Genomic DNA, 16,647 nt, shown 5'->3' with positions numbered 1-16,647 from the left:
ATGTCGATGTCCGAGGCCTGCCCCTGGAATCCCCCCAGCGGCTGGTGAATCATGATCCGCGAATGCGGCAGGCAGTAGCGCTTGCCGGCCGCGCCCCCGGCCAGCAGCAGTGCCCCCATGCTGGCGGCCTGGCCGACACAGAGGGTGCTGACGTCCGGCTTGATGAACTGCATGGTGTCGTAAATCGCCAGTCCCGCCGTCACCAGCCCGCCGGGGGAGTTGATGTAGAGATGTATGTCCTTGTCGGGATTCTCCGATTCCAGGAACAGCAACTGCGCGATCACCAGATTGGCCATGTAGTCCTCGACCTGGCCCACCAGAAAAATCACGCGCTCTTTCAGCAGCCGCGAATAAATGTCGAAGGCACGCTCGCCGCGCGCCGACTGCTCGATCACCACCGGAACCAGTCCGCCGGCGGCCCTCGTCGCGTAATCCATGCCGTACCCGCCCTTCACGAAATTCATCGGATTCGTCCTCGTCCTGTGGGAGATTCAGTGCAGCCGGCGCGGGATTGCGAGGCTGAACGCGGCGATGGGCGCCTCGAATGGCATCCCGTCGTCGGCGATCAGCTGATAGCTGCCGTGCATACTGCCGACCGGGGTGGCGATGGTCGCGGCGCTGGTGTACTCGAAAGCCTCGCCGGGCCGGAGATACGGATGCTCGCCGACGACGCCCTCCCCGACCACCTCCACCGTCTTGCCGTTGGCATCGGTGATGATCCAGCGCCGGCCCAGGAGCTTGGCGGGAACGGTGCCGGTGTTCTCCATGGTCACGGTGTAGGCGAAGGTGTACTGATGAGCATCGGGCCGGGAGTGCTCCCGCAGATAGACGGCTTTGACTTCGACTTTCAGTTCATAGGGTTTACGTCGCATGGCATTGTCCTTTCGTTCAGGATCAACGTGAAAATCACGGGACCTCGCTGCCTCAGCAGCCGGCGTCGGAATGCGGCGGATCATCGTCCTGGTCGGCGAACACCAGCAATGGACCGTCGGCACTGCCGAGGCGGATGTCCCCCTGCGCCTTTCGTTCGAGCACGACCACGGCGAGCATGGTGACCGGATACTCTCGCCCATCCTTCGCCGCCGAGACCACGAGACCGACGCTTTCGTCGAACCCCGGCCGATGGAGCCGGGTGCCCGGTGCGGGAACCTCCGGACAGTCGGCATGAGCCAGGAAGACCTTGCGCTTGAGTTGGCCCCGGTAATGCAACCGGGCGATCACCTCCTGTCCGGGGTAGCAGCCTTTTTTGTAGCTCAGACCACCGAGCGCTTCGAGGTCCAGCATCTGAGGGATGAACTCGCCGGCCGTCTCGGTGGTGACGTAAGGAATACCGGCCAGTATATCCAGCAAGGCCCAAGCACCAGCGCCCGCGGGCCGGGCCGACGCCGCAGCCTTGTTCCAAAGCGCGCTCACGGCCGGGGAAGTGCCGACGGCCAGCCAGCGCGGCCTGGGTTCGCCACCCAGGGCGAGCAATGTGCAGTCGCCGACCGACATGGTACCGCCCCGTGGCTCCGGCAAGGCCGAGCCCAGCGTGTCGGCGATCCCGGCGCCAGACAGGCCGATCCGGGCCAGCGTACCGCTGGCATTGGTGATGGTCGCCTTGGTGCGCAGGAGGAACATCTTCAGCCGCGTGATCACGCCGGGCAGCAGCGCCTCCGGCAGCAACAGGTAATAGGCGCCACCCCGCTTGAACAGCCAGAACGTCGCCTGGATCCTTCCCTTGCCGTCGCACCAGCTGGTGAACTGGCCCAGGGTCTCCGACACCAGGCGCACGTCGCCGGTCAGCATGCTGCCCAGGAACTTGCCGGCCTCTTCGCCCTTGACTTCGATCAGCCCGAAATGGGACAGATCCGCGATGAGGTCGCCCCCCAGCGCCAGTTCCGCGCCTTCACCGCCGGACGCGCCGCGGCGGTCCAGAAAATCCATCCATTCGGCGGGCGCATTCACGGCGGCGCACCCCGGCATCTGTCCCTTCAACGCTTCACCGGCTGCCATGCGTCATCCTCCTCCGGTCCGAAACAGTTCGCATATTCGTCGCACTCCGCACAGGTCGGCGAACGGCAGACATGGGCACCTTCGCGCTCGCAGAGCTGCTTGTAGAAGAATTTTTTCCAGCGCATGCCGCCGTCGTTGCGAGCGTACAGCGCGGGGAAATGGCGCGCCAGGAGATCCGAGAGCGTCTTCCGGTCTGCCAGCCCCATGTCCTGCCACAGGTGGTCGTCGCCCATGCAGCAGGCGGCGATGGCATGCGCAAGCCAGCGGGATTCCACGGCGTCGCCGCGACAATGTTCGAGCAGCAGGCCCAGGAGGGAGTCGAACTCATCGCCCGGCGCCCGCCCCGCTCCGCCCGCCGGCTTGACGTAAACGCCGCGCGCGCCGGGAAAATAGCGGTCGAGCAGCGTGCAGAATTCGGCGGGATCGAGGCCGAAGCAGCCGCGGCCTGCCAGCCTGGATGAACTGCGCGCCAATTCTATGGCCGATGCAAACGCGAGAGTCAACGGCTCGCTCGGATTCTCGGCATAAGCCAGCAAGGGGTCATGGCTGAAAACGCCGTTTCTGGCCAGCATGCTCCTCCCTCCCCGGCACCAATGAAAAACACGCCCCACAAACCCTGGATCAAGCCGCCAAGGGTACGTGAGTGTAGCACTGCTTGGGGCAAATCTTGGCGCAGGACTCGCAGCCTATGCAGTTGTCGGCATTGGCGATCGACATCACCTTCTTGTCGTACTCGTCGTCGTCATCGTCCTCGCCGGCGCCGATGGCGACGGCTTCGCCATCTTCGTTGATGCCGACCATTTCCAGCACCTCACGCCCGCAGACCTTGTAGCAGCGCCCGCAGCCGATGCACTTGTCCTGGTTTATCTCGCCGACGAACTTCGGCACCCAGACTTTCCCACTGGGGAGGGTCACGGAAAATTCACTCATGATTTGACTCCTAACTGGCCGTGCTCTTACGGAATTCATCGAGCTGGCGGTATGCCTCATAGGTCTTTTCGGCGACTTCCATGATCCTGTTCCAGCCGGTGGGCAAGTCCTCCGCCAGATCGTGCAGGTCCATTTTGAGCGCCGTGGCCTGGGCGTTGAGTTTCTTCAGTTTGGCCTTCAGTTCTTCTGCTCCTTCACTCATCGACGAACCTCCGATCAACTGTAATTCGCCACATCGGGATAGCGGCGGATCATTTCGACACCGGCATTCACCAGCTTTTCGCCCTCCTCGGCCAGCTTCTCCATGGAAGGGAAGCCAAAGCGGTGCACGTCCCGCAGCTGCTTGTTGACCACGATCAGCCGACCGGCGATCAGGACCATGCGGCCGAAACCTTCATGGGACATCTTCATCATCGGGGTGACCATCACCTTGGTGGCACGCTCGATCGAAAGGCCCACGGCGTTGTAAAACAGCTCCAGCCGCCACAAGGTTTCCGGATCGGGATCGCCGATGATGGGAATCGACGCGCGTTTCTCCTTGTCCAAGATGTACGGATCGAGCAACTGTTCGTCGCTCTTGCCCTCCCAGGTTCCGTACGAATCCTGGGCTCGCCACTGTTTGACCAGCTCCTTGATGAACGCCGATTCCATCGGCGAGGCGGGGACTTCCGCCATGACTTTGGCTGCTTCAGCCATGTTGCACCTCTTCGTCGTCTTCAAAATCGAATGAACGTTCCCGACCCTTGTTTTCCTTCGCCAGCACCTTGCGCAGCCAGGGCGGCGGGTTGCCCCGGAGGACATCCCGCAGTTTGTCCAGCAGCTCGGCGATCGGTTCCGGCTGGGGCACCTTGATCGGATGGATGCCCTGAGCCACGACCCGCGCCGCCCCGGAGCCGCCGATGGCGGCCACGTAGAGGATGGCGCAGTCCCTGATGGCCTCGAGCTTGGGCGCCAGCTTGTCCTCGTTGCCGTCTTCCTGCAGGTCGCCTTCGAACTGGATCGCCTCGACGAAGTCCGCGCCTTCGGCGGAAAGCTCGTAGACGGCGATGTTCTTGGCCCAGCCGAAGTGGGCATCGACACGCTTGAGGTCCTGGGTAGCGAATGCGACTTTCATGCTTCCTCCGCGATTAAACGATTCGTCCGATACGTCTGGGGCTTTAATGAGCCGCAAGCGTCTTCTCGCCAACATGTCCCGTTTCCTCAGGATAAGCCCAGGTTTCAGGGGTGGGCTCGTGGCCGCTGGCAATGAACAAGTTACCGATCTCGAAAATTAGATCGCGGGTCCCCCGGTAGCCGACGATGGTCTGGTGCGCCGCCCCCAGGCGGTCGAACATCGGGATGCCGATGCGGTAGAACGGGATCGCCAGCCGCTCCGCCGCCTGCCGGCCGTGGGAATGCGTGACCAGCAGATCGCACCCGGCGGCACGCGCCTCCAGATCTTCCAGGTCGCCGAGCAGCACCTCGTCGGTCGCGATGCGCTCCAGCAACGGCGATTCGGTGGTGGTCACCGCCGCCGCGACCTCGGCGCCCATTTCATGGAACCAGCCACTCAGCGTCCACAACAGGTCCGGTTCGGCGCCGATGGCGATGCGCTTGCCGCCGAAATGGAAATGCCCGTCCAGCATGGCATCGACCAGCTGACTGCGCTGGCGCTTGATCTTGTTCGGCACCGGCCGGCCGCTCAGCCCCGCCAGCAGAGCGATGAGTCCGTCATTGGCTTCGAGCCCGGTGAGGCGGTCGAACAGGGTGTACGGAACGCCGGTCTTTTTCTCCAGCGCCCCGGCGGCAGGCCGCATCTGCTCGCCCACCGCGATGGTATGGCGCGAGCGTCCCATGCCGGCGATCTCTTCCAGCGAGATGCCGCCGATGGTGGTGGGAGTGAAATCGTCGGGCACATGCCCGTCCAGCGATCCCGACAGATCGGGCAGGATCACCGGCTCCAGCCCGAAGGCCTCGATCAGGTCGCGCAGTTCGTCCAGATCACCCGGCGTCACATGGGCGCCCGGCAACAGGTTTACCTTTGCCGGATCGCGCACGGTATCGGCCGGTACCGGTTCGACCAGTTGCTCGACCATCCGGGTCACGGTCTTGGCCCAGCCGTCCTGGAATGCATCCTTGAAATCCGGCGTGGAGACGTACACCAGTTTGATGTGATCCAGCTCGGGGTGCTTTTCCCGGATCAGCTTGAGGTATCCGTCGACGTCATCGCCCTTGGTTTCGGTCACCCCGGTGGAGGAGATGCCGATGATGGCGGGCTTCTGCCGGTTGGCGATGGTGAGGATGGCCTGCTCCACGTTTTCCAGGCCGCCGAGCACCGTGGCGACCTCGCTCATGGCGGTGGTCTGCAGCGGGATCGCTTCCTTGAAATGGCGCACGAACAGCACCAGGCCGAACGAGGTGCAGCCCTGCGAGCCATGGAACAGGGGCATGCAGTTCTTCAGTCCCATGAAGGCCAGCGCGCTACCGATCGGCTGGCTCATTTTCAGCGGGTTGACCGTACAGGATTTCTGCGAATGGGTGACCTTGGCCATGGCCGCCTCACGCTGCCCGTTTTGCCGGTTCAGCCGAGGGAGCCGGCCGCCAGTCTTCGATGCCGTCGAGGATGCCGGCGATCGTTCCGGTGCAACCGGTGCAGCCGCTGCCCGCGTGGGTACGCTCGGTGACCGCTTCGACGCTTTCCAGCCCGTACGCGAGGATGGCGTCCTCGATGGCGCCGCGGTCCACCGCCTTGCACTTGCAGATGCGGGCGGCGCGGCGCTGCGCCCTGGCCAGCTCCGGATCGGCGGCCAACGCGGCGGCTTCGGCGGCGAGAGCCGCGTCGGCCCGCTCTTCCCAGGTGGTTTCCTCCCACGGTGCGCGCTTCCTCACCTGCTCCCAAACCGGATTGAACAGCGCCTTGTCGATTTCCTTGACCAGTTCCACCATGCCCACATAGCCCATGTAGGCGTGATGGCGCTCCTGGTTGATGTCCAGCCAGGGCATCTTGGCCTTCAGAGCCACGAACTGGGAACGCCCGCCGGACAGCATGATGTCGGCCTTGGCCTCCTTGAGCATCTTGTACATTTCGCGCGGCGTCATGTCGTCGATCATGTGGGCGTCCTCGCCCATGATCTCCTTGATGCGCTCCTTGTCTTCCTTGGTCGATTTCTTCACGCTGGTGCCGACCACCTCCATGCCGCTTTCCTGCAACGCGGCCACCACCGACCAGGATTTCACGCCGCCGGTGATGAGCAGCACCTTCTTGCCGGTCAGGCGCTTCTTGTACGGTTCGATCGCGGCCCAGGCCCGGGCTTCCTCACGGGCTATCAGGGCTTCGGTGCGCTCCATCAGCTCCGCCGGCGCGCCCCGCTCGATCAGCAGCCGCGCAATCTCGCGCAAGGCGTCGCTGGTGTCGCCGATGCCGTAGAAAGAACCCTCGAAGAAGGGGATGCCGTAGCGCTCCTCCATCTTGCGGGCGATGTTGATCATCGATTTGGAGCAGACCATCATCGCCGCCCGGGCCCGGTGCGAACAGGCCACGTCGCGGTATTTGGCATCGCCGGAGATGCAGCACAGGATGCGGATGCCGAGCTCGTCCAGCAGCGGCTTCACCTGCCAAAGCTCGCCGGACAGGTTGTATTCGCCGATGATGTTGATGTCGTAAGGCGTGGTGTAGGACGGCTCCTCGGTACCGATGACATGGTCGAGGATGGCTTCGCCCGCCAGCTTGTTGCCCAGGTTTTTCGGACCGACGAAACCGGGCGAGTTGACCGGGATCACCGGCTTGCCGAATTTCTTCGAGGCCGCTTTGCACACGGCTTCGATGTCGTCGCCGATCATGGCCGGCACGCAGGTCTGGTAGACGAAGACCGCGGGCGGGTCGTATTTCTCGACGATCTCCTTGATGGACTTGTACAGCCGCTTCTCGCCGCCGAACACCACGTCGGTCTCGTTGATGTCGGTGGTGAAACCGGTGCGCCAGAGGTTGGAGCCGGAGGACTTGGAGCCACGGTTGTCCCAGGAATTGCCTTCGCAAGCGATGGGGCCGTGGACCAGATGGGCCACGTCGGTGATCGGCTGCAGGGCGATCTTGGCGCCGTCGAAGGCGCAGCCGCCGGCGGCCCCGCCGGGCTGTAACTGCTTGGTGCAGCCCTTCTTGCGTTCCTTCTCGGACTTGCCCTGGTTCTTGCCGCAACCCGGCTCGTTGAAGACGTCCTGAATCTTGCTCGATAAGCTGCTCATACCCCACCTCCGCGACTGCACGTACATCAGTCATGCAGAGGATGTGCCATCCGTACATCCAATTGATTTCGTGCCGATTTCCGAACCCCGGTCACGACGCTGGCTGTTGCCTTGTCAACAAACCGAGCGAGCGATGTAAGAAAACGCACAAGTCGAGTAACCGCGGTTCGATTGAAACGACCGAGCAAAAAACGGGGAAATGCCTAAAACTTGGGGACCCGCCGAAGACACCCCCTTGGGATGCGAGGGAGCCCCCGACCGCGCGGGGGGAATGCGGGCTGTGATCTCCCTGCGAAGACGAGGAAGACGTCTGTGGCGAGGCGATCCGGTTTATCTCGGAGCGACGGTGTGGTCCGAAGTGGTCCGCAAGTTCCGGGTCAGACGGAGGATACGCCGGCGGACAAACCACCGGCGTTGCCGACGAATAACGTCACTGTACTCAGACGACGCCGGGCTCACCGCTGAACCGGACCAGGATGTCTTCGTCGCGGACGATGTACTGGCAGGCCAGGCGATAGCGCGGCGGCCTGTCGTTGACGACCGCTTCCTCGATCTCCGCCTTGGAGAGTTTGCCCGCCGCCACGAGGGTGGCACGCTCCTTCTCGGTGAGGTCCTGCGCCATGAAGGGCTTGTCCGACAGCGACACCACCTCCATCACGCAGGAGCCGCAGTTGCCGTCCTCGCACTCGAAGGGCAGGGGAATCTTATTCTTCTGCGCCACCTTGAGGAGGGTGTGGGTATCGCCGGCCACCGCGTAGACGGTGACGTCCTTCGGCAAGAGCGGGGAGGAAAAAGTCACGTTAGCCATGTTGTTGTCCTTGATCGACCAGTTGGAAGGAAATCCGGGCGGGCGGGACGAATCCCGCGCCCACAAGGCATTGTATCGAAAATAACCACACTTTTTGTGAAGTATTTACCGGGACTGCTGCCATGGCACTGTCCTGCCGGACACGGGGCAGAGCGATGGCTTGCGAACGGACCTTTTCCGGCCTGCCGCGCGGGTGAAGGGGGCACCCGCGCGGACAGGAGGAAAAGACCTACGTGCCGCGACTCAGCGAATGATGTCGAAGCTGTAGTCGGTTTTGGCGGGAATGTTGGTGTTGGCATCGATCGCCTCGAACATGCGATCGAGAATCCAGACCAGAACATTCAGGCCGCCTTGATAGCCCCACACCGGATAACGGTGCTTGTGGTGGCGATCGAAGATCGGGAAGCCGATGCGGATCAACGGCGTGCCGGTGTCGCGCTCCAGATATTTGCCGTAGGTGTTGCCGATCAGGAAATCGACCGGCTCGGTGAACAGCAGCGAGCGCATGTGCCACAGGTCACGGCCGGGGTAGACCTTGCAGTTCTTGCCGAACGGCGACGAATCGAACAGTGCCTGCATCTTGGTTTCCCAGGCCTTGCCACCGTTGGTGGCGAGGACATGGGTCGGCTCCGCGCCCAGTTCCAACAGGAATTCCGCCAAGCCGTAGCACAGATCGGGATCGCCGTAGATGGCGAACTTCTGACCATGGATGTGGGCGGTGGAATCGGCGATGGCATCCACCAGACGGCCGCGTTCCTTCTCCAGCTCCACCGGAATCGGTTTGCCGGTCAGGCGCGAGATTTCCATCAGGAACCTGTCGGTCCCCTTCACGCCGATCGGGTGATTCAGAGCGACGACTTCCTGGCCATGCTCGGCGATGAAGGGAAGCGTCTTCTCCGTGCAGAACTCCTGCATGGAAATCGTGGCCTTGGCGTGCAGCGCGTTGGCCGCCTGCTCCAGGGTGGTGCCGCCGTCGTACATGCGGAACTCGCCGTCGGTGGGGGTGTCCCACACGTCGCTGTTATCGCCGATGATGGTGTAGTCGATGCCGAACAGATTGAAGATACGCTTGATTTCCCGCAGATTGCCGACCGTGTAGCCATCGAAACCGCCGAGGAAATTGATGGATTCATTGGGCTGGCGCACCAGCGGCTCGACGGTGCCGGACTTGCCGTCCCAGAAGTGCTGCAGGATGCCTTTCATGACGTTGTCGTAGCCGGTGATGTGGCTGCCGACGAAGGCCGGCGTATGGGCGAACGGAACGTCGAAATCGGCCGGAATGCTGCCCTTTTCCTTCGAGGTCTTGATGAAAGCGTTCAGGTCGTCGCCGATCACTTCCGCCATGCAGGTGGTGGAAACCGCGATCATCTTCGGCTTGTACATGTTGTAGGTGTTGGCCAGACCATCGATCATGTTGTTCAGACCGCCGAACACCGCCGCGTCCTCGGTCATGGACGAAGACACGCAGGAGGTCGGTTCCTTGAAGTGCCGGCTGAAATGCGAGCGGTAGTACGCCACACATCCCTGGGAGCCGTGGACAAAGGGGATGGTGCCTTCGAAACCGACGGCCGCGAAGACCGCGCCCAGCGGCTGACAGGCCTTGGCGGGGTTGACCACGAGCGCTTCGCGGGCGAAGTTCTTTTCCTTGTATTCCTCGGTCTTGGCCCATTCACGCACTTCCTCGACCTGCTGGTCGGGCGGCATGAACTCGAATTCTTTACGCTTGCTCTCGAACAGATTGATGTATTCCGGTTCGCGGAACAGGTTGAAGTGGTCTAGGACTTTTTCTGCATTCTGACTCATGTTCAGACTCCAAATCTCGGTTGTAGGATGCACCAGGAGAGGCGCACCGCTTTGCTATGTGTAGTGCGCCAGGCGCACCCTACTGACCTTCTCTTCCGGCTATGGCTTAAGCCGCGCTCTTCCACGGGGCCTTGGTCATCCCCCAGACCGGGTTGTTGATGGCCATGTCCATGTCCCTGGCGAAAATGGCGAAGCCGTCATAACCGTGGTACGGACCGGAATAGTCCCAGGAGTGCATCTGGCGGAACGGCACGCCCATCTTCTGGAAGACGTACTTTTCCTTGATGCCGGAGCCGACCAGGTCGGGCTGGATGGCTTCGACGAACTTCTCGAACTCATAGCCCGTCACGTCGTCATAGATCAGCGTGCCGTCCTTGACGTAGTGCGTGGTGCGCTGGTAGTCGTCGTTGTGGCCGAACTCGTAGCCGGTACCGACGATCTCCATCCCCAAGTCCTCGTAGGCGCCGATCACGTGACGCGGACGCAGGCCACCGACGAACAGCATGACCTTCTTGCCTTCCAGACGCGGACGGTACTTCGCGATCACCGCATCCATCAGCGGCTGGTACTTGGCGATGACGCGCTCCGCACCTTCCTTGATCTTGTCGTCGAAGAAGCTGGCGATCTTGCGCAGCGACTCGGCGATCTTGGTGGGACCGAAGAAGTTGTACTCGACCCAGGGCACGCCGTACTTCTCTTCCAGGTGGCGGGAGATGTAGTTCATCGAACGGTAGCAGTGCAGCACGTTCAGCTTGGCCTTCGGCGTGTTTTCCAGCTCGGCCAGGGTGCCGTCACCGGACCACTGGGCGATCACGCGCAGCCCCATTTCTTCCAGCAGGATGCGGGAAGACCAGGCATCGCCGCCGATGTTGTAGTCGCCGATGATGGCGACGTCGTAAGGCGTGGACTGGAACTCGGGGTGCTTGTCGCCGGCCTTGTCGAACACCCAGTCGCGCACCGCGTCGTTGGCGATATGATGGCCCAGCGACTGGGACACGCCGCGGAAACCTTCGCAACGGACGGGAACGATGGTCTTGCCGCTGTATTCCTTGGATTTCTTCTTGGAAACCGCTTCGATGTCGTCGCCGATGAGGCCGATCGGGCATTCCGACTGAACGGTGATGCCGTGGTTCAGCGGGAACAGTTCCTCGATTTCGTCGATGATCTTCTCCAGCTTCTTGTCGCCGCCGAAGACGATGTCCTTCTCCTGGAAGTCGGAGGTGAACTGCATGGTGACGAAGGTGTCGATGCCGGTGGTGCCGATGTAGTAGTTGCGGCGCGACGCCCAGGAATACTGGCCGCAGCCGACCGGACCGTGGCTGATGTGGATCATGTCCTTGATCGGGCCCCAGACCACGCCCTTGGAACCGGCGTAGGCGCAGCCGCGGATGGTCATGACACCGGGGATCGACTTGATGTTGGATTTGACCCCGCAGTCGGGCTTGCCTTCTTCGAAGGTGCCAAGGTGCTTGGCGCGGCGCTTGGCCGTCTTGTCGGGATAAACCTCAAGCACCTCTTTGATGAGGTCCTTGTTTCTCTGTTTGACTTGCTCAACTGTGAGGCTCATTGCTAAAGCTCCTGATTGAGTTGTGAAAAACGACCGGCAGATGGCCCAGAAGCGGCGCGCGGCCGGAACGACCACACGCCGCCGTGCCGCCGATCTCCTTACGCCGCCAGCTCGGCCGCGGTCTTGCCGACCTGCGACTCGTCGACCTGGGCCATCACGCCGTGCTCCATCAGCAGGTCTTCCAGCTCGTCCATGGTGATCGGGGTCGGGATGATGCCGTTGCCGGAATTGGCGTGGATCTTCTGCGCCAGGTTGCGATAGTGACCGGCCTGCACCGAATCCGGGGCATACTCGATCACGGTCATGCGGCGCAGCTCGGCGTGCTGCACGATGTTGTCGCGCGGCACGAAGTAGATGAGCTGGGTGCCCAGCTTCTTGGCCAGCGATTCGGCCAGTTCCAGCTCCTTGTCGGTCTTGCGCTCGTTGCAGATCAGGCCGCCCAGACGCACGCCGCCGGAGTTGGCGTACTTCAGAATGCCCTTGGAGATGTTGTTGGCCGCATACATGGCCATCATTTCGCCGGACATGACGATGTAGATTTCCTGCGCCTTGTTCTCGCGGATGGGCATGGCAAAACCACCGCAAACCACGTCGCCGAGCACGTCGTAGGAGACGTAGTCGATGCCATCATAAGCGCCTTCTTCTTCCAGGAAGTTGATCGAGGTGATAACGCCGCGGCCGGCGCAGCCCACGCCCGGTTCCGGACCGCCGGATTCCACGCAACGGATGTCGCGGAAGCCGACCTTCATCACGTCTTCCAGCTCCAGGTCCTCGACGCTGCCGGCGTCGGCGGCCAGGGACAGAATGGTGTCCTGAGCCTTGGCGTGCAGGATCAGACGGGTGGAGTCGGCCTTGGGGTCGCAGCCGACGATCAGGATCTTCTGGCCCATTTCGGCCAGCGCGGCCAGGGTGTTCTGGGAGGTGGTGGACTTGCCGATGCCGCCTTTGCCGTAGAACGCAATTTGTCTCAGACTTGACATGGTGTTTCTCCGAATTAATCAGGATGATCGATGCTTCATGGCCAGCAGCGTTCTGCCGATGTTGGAACCTCCGACCCGCCGCACGAGGAAGGCGCTTTCTTTTTCTTCTTCTTGTCGCCGCCACTTTCACGGCAGTGAACGCTGCACGCTTGGCTCCCAAGCAACCGGTGTGCCACCCTTCTTTACGCCCCGCTAACGACATGAAATTCCTGTAAACGTCCCCCCATGGACGGACACCCGGAGGAGTTTCGGGGATGTTCACAACGCAACAAAACCTCACTGTTTGTAGGGAACGGCACAAGCCTCCCTCTCTCAAATCGCCCGTCATCCGGCCCAAGCCCTTGAAATGACCACCCTGCCGGAAACCGGCCGGAGAACGGCACATGGATTGCAAGATTCGGGATGAAGGTCTCCATGGTTGGGGCGCCGACGGTTCGAGTGGCGCCCCCGGAGGCCAAGGGAAGGCGCAGCCGGTTCGACCGGACGGAAAAACCCCAACGATCAGGAGAAGCCCATGCAGATAGGCGTCGATACCGAAAGAGCGGTGGACGACAGGCGGGTCTTCGTCGTCGACGACGACGAAATCACCCGTGCCGCCCTGCAGTTCATGCTGCACGACGAAATCGAAACCCACGAACTGGGCAGCCTCGAGGCCGCCTATGCCAAGGCGCTGGACTGGAAACCGGCGGTACTGCTGCTAGGGCTGGGCGTGGTCAGGAGCCGGGGCATCGACGTCCTGGCAGAAATCCGCGCGCGTCTGGAAGACATCCGGATCATCGTGGTGGCCGACGCCGCCACCGATCCCCTGGCGCAGGAATGTCTCAAACAGGGAGCGAACTCCTTGCTGACGAAACCCCTCACGATCGAAAAAGCTCGCCAGAAGGTGGACATGCAACTGGGCCGCAAGGTCAGGCTCGCCGTCCCGGTCGTCGTCACCTGAGTGCATCGGCCGAAAACGGGGCGGTTCAGCCCGTCCCACGCCTCGTTTCAACGCAATACCGTCTATTTCACCGAAAACCAACTTTTAAGGAGCGTCATGACCAACATTAGCGAAACTCCCCTCGCGTCCCTGGAAAACGAAAACCGGCTGTTGAGCCCAGTCTTCAAAGGCGCCACTGCCCAGCCGGGGGTCTTCGGCTTCCGCGGAATGATCGCCCTGAAGTTCGCCCAGCAAGTGAGCGACGAGGCTCGCCCGCCCGAAATCAAGTTCGATCAAGTGATGACCGTGGCGAAAGCCGGCGAACCCACCCTTCCCTTCCTGGCTGGCGTGGCGCTGTCGCTGGAGCATCTCGATCTGCTCATGGACGTCCTGGGAGACAAGCTATCGCCTGCCGGCAAGTATTTTTTCTTCGCCGGCAACCTGGACATTTCCAGGCGCTACCAGATCACGCATCGCGGCGCCACCTTCTGGGTGCTGCCGCTGGATGAGGCGACCGTGTACAACGAACTGCTGGAACTGTTCCGCATCGAAAAGAACGACCTCAAGAAGCTCGACACGGCCGGCAAGCTGGTCGCCGTCGCGGAGGCCGCGGCAAACTTCGACGAGAAGTTCGACGTGATCAGTTTCGAGGAGGGCCTGAAGATCATGGGCCCGATCCGTATCCCGGACAACCGCCCAGTCTGAACCTTCGACAAGGGACGCCGCCGACGGCGTCCCCCTCAACCGGCAGGATCAGCCATGTTCACCAAGGCCTGTGACGAAAGCGAACTAAGAGAAGGCAAATACGAGGTCGTGGCGGTCAACCGCACCCTGATGCTGGTGGTATGGCCAAGCGGCGGGCGGCCCCGCGCCTTCCAGGGGATGTGCCCCCATGCCCGGGAGCCGCTGGCGGATGCCCGTTTCGACGGCAGGACCTTGACCTGTGCGCACCACGATTGGGAGTTCGACAGCGATGGTGGCTGCATCAAGGGCAAGCGCTGCACTCTGGCCGAATATCCGCTGAAAATCGAAAACGGTGAAGTCCTGATCGATACCGACGGCGTTTCCGCCAATTATTTGAGCTAGATGAAAGCTGGCACGAGTTTCACGCATAGACCACACTGACTAAGGAGTAACCATGACCTACCAGGTGATCAAATCGGCTCTGAAATTGTGTCAAGGCACGCGCAAAAGCAGCGGCGAGCCCTGCAATGGCACCCTGTATACCTGCAAGACCTGCGGCGCCACCGGCTGCAAGCAATCGCGCGACGATCTGTGTTCGGACCAGGCCTTCAACGTGCTGGAACACTGCCTCAAATGCGGCGCGATCGGCCAAGCCGAGGCCATCGCCCCCGGCGATTACCGACCCCATCAGGCATGGGCGAGCTGACACCGCCATGGCTCGGGTCCACTTCTACGAAAAACCCGGCTGTGCCAACAACGCGCGCCAGAAGCAGATGCTCCGCGAGGCCGGGCACGAATTGATCGTCCACGACCTCCTGGCGACGCCTTGGCGCGCCGGCGAACTGCGGCTGTTTTTCGGCGACCGCCCCGTGGCCGAGTGGTTCAACCGTGCGGCCCCTCGCGTCAAGGCAGGGGAAATCGTCCCGGAATCCCTGGACGCGGAGGAGGCGATCGCCTCGATGCTGGCGGACCCCCTGCTGATCCGTCGTCCGCTCATGCGGGTCGGGGAACGGCGGGAGGTCGGCTTCGATCCGGAAACGATCCGGGCCTGGATCGGGCTCGGCAGCAGCCGGCAAACGGCCGACGCCGATCCGGAAAGCTGCCGCCGGCCTCATCCCTGCCCGGCTCTCGAGGATTCCATCGGCCGATGAACGACGGCGATTCGCGGCGCATATTCGCTTATCACGAACGCACCAAACACCGGCTCGAACGCTACGCGGCAGGACCCGAGACCCTGGACTGGAGCGCGCAGCCCGATCCATTCCGGACTTTCGAAGGCACCGACCGAATCCGGCTTCCCCTGCTGGCGGATCGTCTCGATACCTCGTATCCGGATCTGCACCGGCCCGGCGCCGTCCCGCCCCGCGCTTTGACGCTGGATTCGGTCGGCCTGCTGCTCGAACTGTCCCTGGCCTTGTCGGCCTGGAAGGAATACGGCCCGGACCGCTGGTCGCTGCGCTGCAATCCTTCCAGCGGCAACCTCCACCCCACCGAAGGCTACGTAGTCTGCCAGAACCTCGACGGGCTGGACGACGGCATCTACCATTACCTCAGCCGCGACCATGCGCTCGAATGCCGGGCCCGGGCGACGCCCGACACCGCTGACGGTCCCTCCCGGCTGTTGATCGGCCTCAGCTCCATCCATTGGCGGGAGGCATGGAAATACGGCGAACGGGCTTTTCGTTACTGCCAGCTCGACACCGGTCACGCCATCGGCGCCCTGCGCTACGCCGCCGCCGCCCTGGGATGGGGCCTGCGCCGGGTGGAGATGGCGGATGCCGGCGTCACCGCCCGCCTGCTGGGGCTCGACCGCGCGTCCGAGTTTGCCGGCGCCGAAGGCGAAGAAGCCGAACTCCTGCTCGAGGTCTTCATCGAACCTGCCCCGCCGCTGCCTCCACCTGTGTTCGGCAATCTGAAGTGGGCCGGCAAGGCGAACGTCCTCGACCCGCACCCCATGTACCACTGGCCCGTCATCGACGAGGTGGCCGATGCCAGCCGGGGTTCTGTTCAAGCAACTCCCTCCCCGCCCGAGACGGATTATCCGCCTCGCGCCGATCTGCCGGCCGTTGCCGCCGCCGCAGTGATCCGTCAGCGCCGCAGCGCCCAGCGCTTCGACCGGCGGTTCGAACTGGTGAGGAACGATTTCTATGCCCTGCTGGACGCGCTGCTGGCCCGACCTTGCGCTCCCTGGGACGTCTGGGACCTGACACCGGCCCTGCACCCGGTCCTGTTCGTCCACCGGGTCACGGGACTGGCTCCGGGGCTGTACGCCCTGCCGCGCAGCCGGGACGCGGAAACGAAGCTGCGCGCGGCCTTGCGGCCGGATTTCGCCTGGACCCGACCCTCGGACTGTCCGAGGCACCTGCCGCTGTTCCTGCTGGCGGAAGGCGGCTGCGGCCCCTTGGCCCGCACCGTCTGCTGCCACCAGGCCATCGCCACCGACAGCGCCTTCGCCCTGGGGATGCTGGCGGAGTTTGAAGGGATCCTGAACGCCGCGCCCTGGCGTTATCGCCAGCTTCACTGGGAAGCGGGACTCCTGGGCCAGGCGCTCTATCTGGAAGCCGAAGCCCGTGGTCTGCGCGGCACGGGCATCGGCTGCTACTTCGACGATGCCTTCCACGAACTGCTGGGGCTGTCCGGGAAGGCGTTCCAGTCGCTGTATCACTTCACCGTAGGCCGCCCGTTGGATGATCCGCGGATCACGACCGAGGCGCCCTACCCTCGAAACCGGGCCTGATCG

General features: G+C 62.8%; 20 protein-coding genes. 6 read left to right on the top strand and 14 right to left on the bottom strand.

Annotated features, from left to right (window positions below):
- The 14 genes from H156_RS0107630 to nifH all read right to left on the bottom strand — a co-directional run.
- Positions 1–437, bottom strand: a 437-nt coding sequence (locus H156_RS0107630) for an ATP-dependent Clp protease proteolytic subunit (protein ID WP_026597593.1), incomplete at its 3' end; no start/stop codon positions are given.
- Positions 438–491: 54 nt separating this feature from the next.
- Positions 492–872: a Co2+/Mg2+ efflux protein ApaG gene (apaG, locus tag H156_RS0107625; RefSeq protein ID WP_010959606.1), complete on the bottom strand. Its 381-nt coding sequence runs from the start codon at positions 870–872 to the stop codon at positions 492–494.
- A 52-nt stretch (positions 873–924) separates the two neighbouring features.
- A complete protein-coding gene (ygfZ, locus tag H156_RS0107620) occupies positions 925–1,995 on the bottom strand; it encodes a CAF17-like 4Fe-4S cluster assembly/insertion protein YgfZ (protein WP_026046040.1) in 1,071 nt (356 codons plus the stop codon).
- Positions 1,974–2,567 (bottom strand): nitrogen fixation protein NifQ, encoded by a 594-nt coding sequence (locus H156_RS0107615; RefSeq protein WP_017366068.1) that lies wholly within the window; start codon positions 2,565–2,567, stop codon positions 1,974–1,976. The genes ygfZ and H156_RS0107615 overlap by 22 nt, the downstream gene beginning before the upstream one ends.
- 49 nt (positions 2,568–2,616) lie before the next feature.
- Positions 2,617–2,925 carry a ferredoxin III, nif-specific gene (gene fdxB / locus H156_RS0107610; RefSeq protein WP_017366067.1) on the bottom strand — a complete coding sequence of 103 codons (309 nt, stop codon included), beginning with the start codon at positions 2,923–2,925 and terminating at the stop codon, positions 2,617–2,619.
- A 10-nt stretch (positions 2,926–2,935) separates the two neighbouring features.
- Positions 2,936–3,127, bottom strand: a complete 192-nt coding sequence (locus tag H156_RS0107605) for a CCE_0567 family metalloprotein (protein ID WP_010959602.1) — start codon at positions 3,125–3,127, stop codon at positions 2,936–2,938.
- Between the two features lie 14 nt (positions 3,128–3,141).
- Positions 3,142–3,621, bottom strand: a complete 480-nt coding sequence (locus H156_RS0107600; protein WP_017366066.1) for a NifX-associated nitrogen fixation protein — start codon at positions 3,619–3,621, stop codon at positions 3,142–3,144.
- The gene (gene nifX, locus H156_RS0107595; RefSeq protein ID WP_017366065.1) at positions 3,614–4,039 is read right to left on the bottom strand and encodes a nitrogen fixation protein NifX; all 426 of its coding nucleotides are present in this window, start codon (positions 4,037–4,039) and stop codon (positions 3,614–3,616) included. The genes H156_RS0107600 and nifX overlap by 8 nt, the downstream gene beginning before the upstream one ends.
- 43 nt (positions 4,040–4,082) lie before the next feature.
- Entirely contained in the window at positions 4,083–5,456 is a 1,374-nt protein-coding gene (gene nifN, locus H156_RS0107590; RefSeq protein WP_017366064.1) for a nitrogenase iron-molybdenum cofactor biosynthesis protein NifN, read from the bottom strand.
- A 7-nt stretch (positions 5,457–5,463) separates the two neighbouring features.
- Positions 5,464–7,146 (bottom strand): nitrogenase iron-molybdenum cofactor biosynthesis protein NifE, encoded by a 1,683-nt coding sequence (gene nifE / locus H156_RS0107585; protein ID WP_010959598.1) that lies wholly within the window; start codon positions 7,144–7,146, stop codon positions 5,464–5,466.
- Positions 7,147–7,585: 439 nt separating this feature from the next.
- The gene (locus H156_RS0107580) at positions 7,586–7,954 is read right to left on the bottom strand and encodes a 2Fe-2S iron-sulfur cluster-binding protein (protein WP_010959597.1); all 369 of its coding nucleotides are present in this window, start codon (positions 7,952–7,954) and stop codon (positions 7,586–7,588) included.
- A 243-nt stretch (positions 7,955–8,197) separates the two neighbouring features.
- Positions 8,198–9,757, bottom strand: a complete 1,560-nt coding sequence (gene nifK, locus H156_RS0107575; RefSeq protein WP_010959596.1) for a nitrogenase molybdenum-iron protein subunit beta — start codon at positions 9,755–9,757, stop codon at positions 8,198–8,200.
- A 106-nt stretch (positions 9,758–9,863) separates the two neighbouring features.
- Positions 9,864–11,324: a nitrogenase molybdenum-iron protein alpha chain gene (nifD, locus tag H156_RS0107570; RefSeq protein ID WP_010959595.1), complete on the bottom strand. Its 1,461-nt coding sequence runs from the start codon at positions 11,322–11,324 to the stop codon at positions 9,864–9,866.
- Between the two features lie 98 nt (positions 11,325–11,422).
- Entirely contained in the window at positions 11,423–12,304 is an 882-nt protein-coding gene (gene nifH / locus H156_RS0107565; RefSeq protein WP_010959594.1) for a nitrogenase iron protein, read from the bottom strand.
- A gap of 514 nt (positions 12,305–12,818) precedes the next feature.
- Here nifH and H156_RS0107560 point away from each other — a divergent pair.
- From H156_RS0107560 to H156_RS0107535, 6 genes are all read left to right on the top strand, one after another.
- The gene (locus tag H156_RS0107560; protein WP_010959593.1) at positions 12,819–13,244 is read left to right on the top strand and encodes a response regulator; all 426 of its coding nucleotides are present in this window, start codon (positions 12,819–12,821) and stop codon (positions 13,242–13,244) included.
- Between the two features lie 96 nt (positions 13,245–13,340).
- Positions 13,341–13,928 carry a hypothetical protein gene (locus tag H156_RS0107555; RefSeq protein ID WP_017366062.1) on the top strand — a complete coding sequence of 196 codons (588 nt, stop codon included), beginning with the start codon at positions 13,341–13,343 and terminating at the stop codon, positions 13,926–13,928.
- 54 nt (positions 13,929–13,982) lie between these two features.
- The gene (locus tag H156_RS0107550; protein ID WP_017366061.1) at positions 13,983–14,309 is read left to right on the top strand and encodes a monooxygenase system ferredoxin subunit; all 327 of its coding nucleotides are present in this window, start codon (positions 13,983–13,985) and stop codon (positions 14,307–14,309) included.
- A gap of 52 nt (positions 14,310–14,361) precedes the next feature.
- Positions 14,362–14,613 carry a hypothetical protein gene (locus H156_RS0107545; protein ID WP_010959591.1) on the top strand — a complete coding sequence of 84 codons (252 nt, stop codon included), beginning with the start codon at positions 14,362–14,364 and terminating at the stop codon, positions 14,611–14,613.
- A 7-nt stretch (positions 14,614–14,620) separates the two neighbouring features.
- A complete protein-coding gene (locus H156_RS0107540; protein ID WP_010959590.1) occupies positions 14,621–15,058 on the top strand; it encodes an ArsC/Spx/MgsR family protein in 438 nt (145 codons plus the stop codon).
- Entirely contained in the window at positions 15,055–16,644 is a 1,590-nt protein-coding gene (locus tag H156_RS0107535; RefSeq protein WP_017366060.1) for a SagB/ThcOx family dehydrogenase, read from the top strand. The genes H156_RS0107540 and H156_RS0107535 overlap by 4 nt, the downstream gene beginning before the upstream one ends.
- The last annotated feature ends 3 nt before the right edge of the window (positions 16,645–16,647 follow it).

Origin of the sequence: Methylococcus capsulatus str. Texas = ATCC 19069 (assembly GCF_000424685.1) — a bacterium.
Taxonomy (GTDB): Bacteria; Pseudomonadota; Gammaproteobacteria; order Methylococcales; family Methylococcaceae; genus Methylococcus; species Methylococcus capsulatus.
The sequence above is the reverse complement of the archived record's forward strand: the minus strand, read 5'-3'. Positions and strand labels throughout refer to the sequence as shown.

Coding starts and splice junctions, on each gene's coding strand:
- H156_RS0107615 (WP_017366068.1), bottom strand. CDS start 2,567: ATGCTGGCCAGAAACGGCGTTTTCAGCCATGACCCCTTGCTGGCTTAT.
- nifD (WP_010959595.1), bottom strand. CDS start 11,324: ATGAGCCTCACAGTTGAGCAAGTCAAACAGAGAAACAAGGACCTCATC.
- H156_RS0107535 (WP_017366060.1), top strand. CDS start 15,055: ATGAACGACGGCGATTCGCGGCGCATATTCGCTTATCACGAACGCACC.
- H156_RS0107550 (WP_017366061.1), top strand. CDS start 13,983: ATGTTCACCAAGGCCTGTGACGAAAGCGAACTAAGAGAAGGCAAATAC.
- H156_RS0107555 (WP_017366062.1), top strand. CDS start 13,341: ATGACCAACATTAGCGAAACTCCCCTCGCGTCCCTGGAAAACGAAAAC.
- H156_RS0107545 (WP_010959591.1), top strand. CDS start 14,362: ATGACCTACCAGGTGATCAAATCGGCTCTGAAATTGTGTCAAGGCACG.
- nifK (WP_010959596.1), bottom strand. CDS start 9,757: ATGAGTCAGAATGCAGAAAAAGTCCTAGACCACTTCAACCTGTTCCGC.
- apaG (WP_010959606.1), bottom strand. CDS start 872: ATGCGACGTAAACCCTATGAACTGAAAGTCGAAGTCAAAGCCGTCTAT.
- H156_RS0107580 (WP_010959597.1), bottom strand. CDS start 7,954: ATGGCTAACGTGACTTTTTCCTCCCCGCTCTTGCCGAAGGACGTCACC.
- H156_RS0107605 (WP_010959602.1), bottom strand. CDS start 3,127: ATGAGTGAAGGAGCAGAAGAACTGAAGGCCAAACTGAAGAAACTCAAC.
- H156_RS0107540 (WP_010959590.1), top strand. CDS start 14,621: ATGGCTCGGGTCCACTTCTACGAAAAACCCGGCTGTGCCAACAACGCG.
- H156_RS0107600 (WP_017366066.1), bottom strand. CDS start 3,621: ATGGCTGAAGCAGCCAAAGTCATGGCGGAAGTCCCCGCCTCGCCGATG.
- nifH (WP_010959594.1), bottom strand. CDS start 12,304: ATGTCAAGTCTGAGACAAATTGCGTTCTACGGCAAAGGCGGCATCGGC.
- H156_RS0107560 (WP_010959593.1), top strand. CDS start 12,819: ATGCAGATAGGCGTCGATACCGAAAGAGCGGTGGACGACAGGCGGGTC.
- nifN (WP_017366064.1), bottom strand. CDS start 5,456: ATGGCCAAGGTCACCCATTCGCAGAAATCCTGTACGGTCAACCCGCTG.
- nifX (WP_017366065.1), bottom strand. CDS start 4,039: ATGAAAGTCGCATTCGCTACCCAGGACCTCAAGCGTGTCGATGCCCAC.
- nifE (WP_010959598.1), bottom strand. CDS start 7,146: ATGAGCAGCTTATCGAGCAAGATTCAGGACGTCTTCAACGAGCCGGGT.
- ygfZ (WP_026046040.1), bottom strand. CDS start 1,995: ATGGCAGCCGGTGAAGCGTTGAAGGGACAGATGCCGGGGTGCGCCGCC.
- fdxB (WP_017366067.1), bottom strand. CDS start 2,925: ATGAGTGAATTTTCCGTGACCCTCCCCAGTGGGAAAGTCTGGGTGCCG.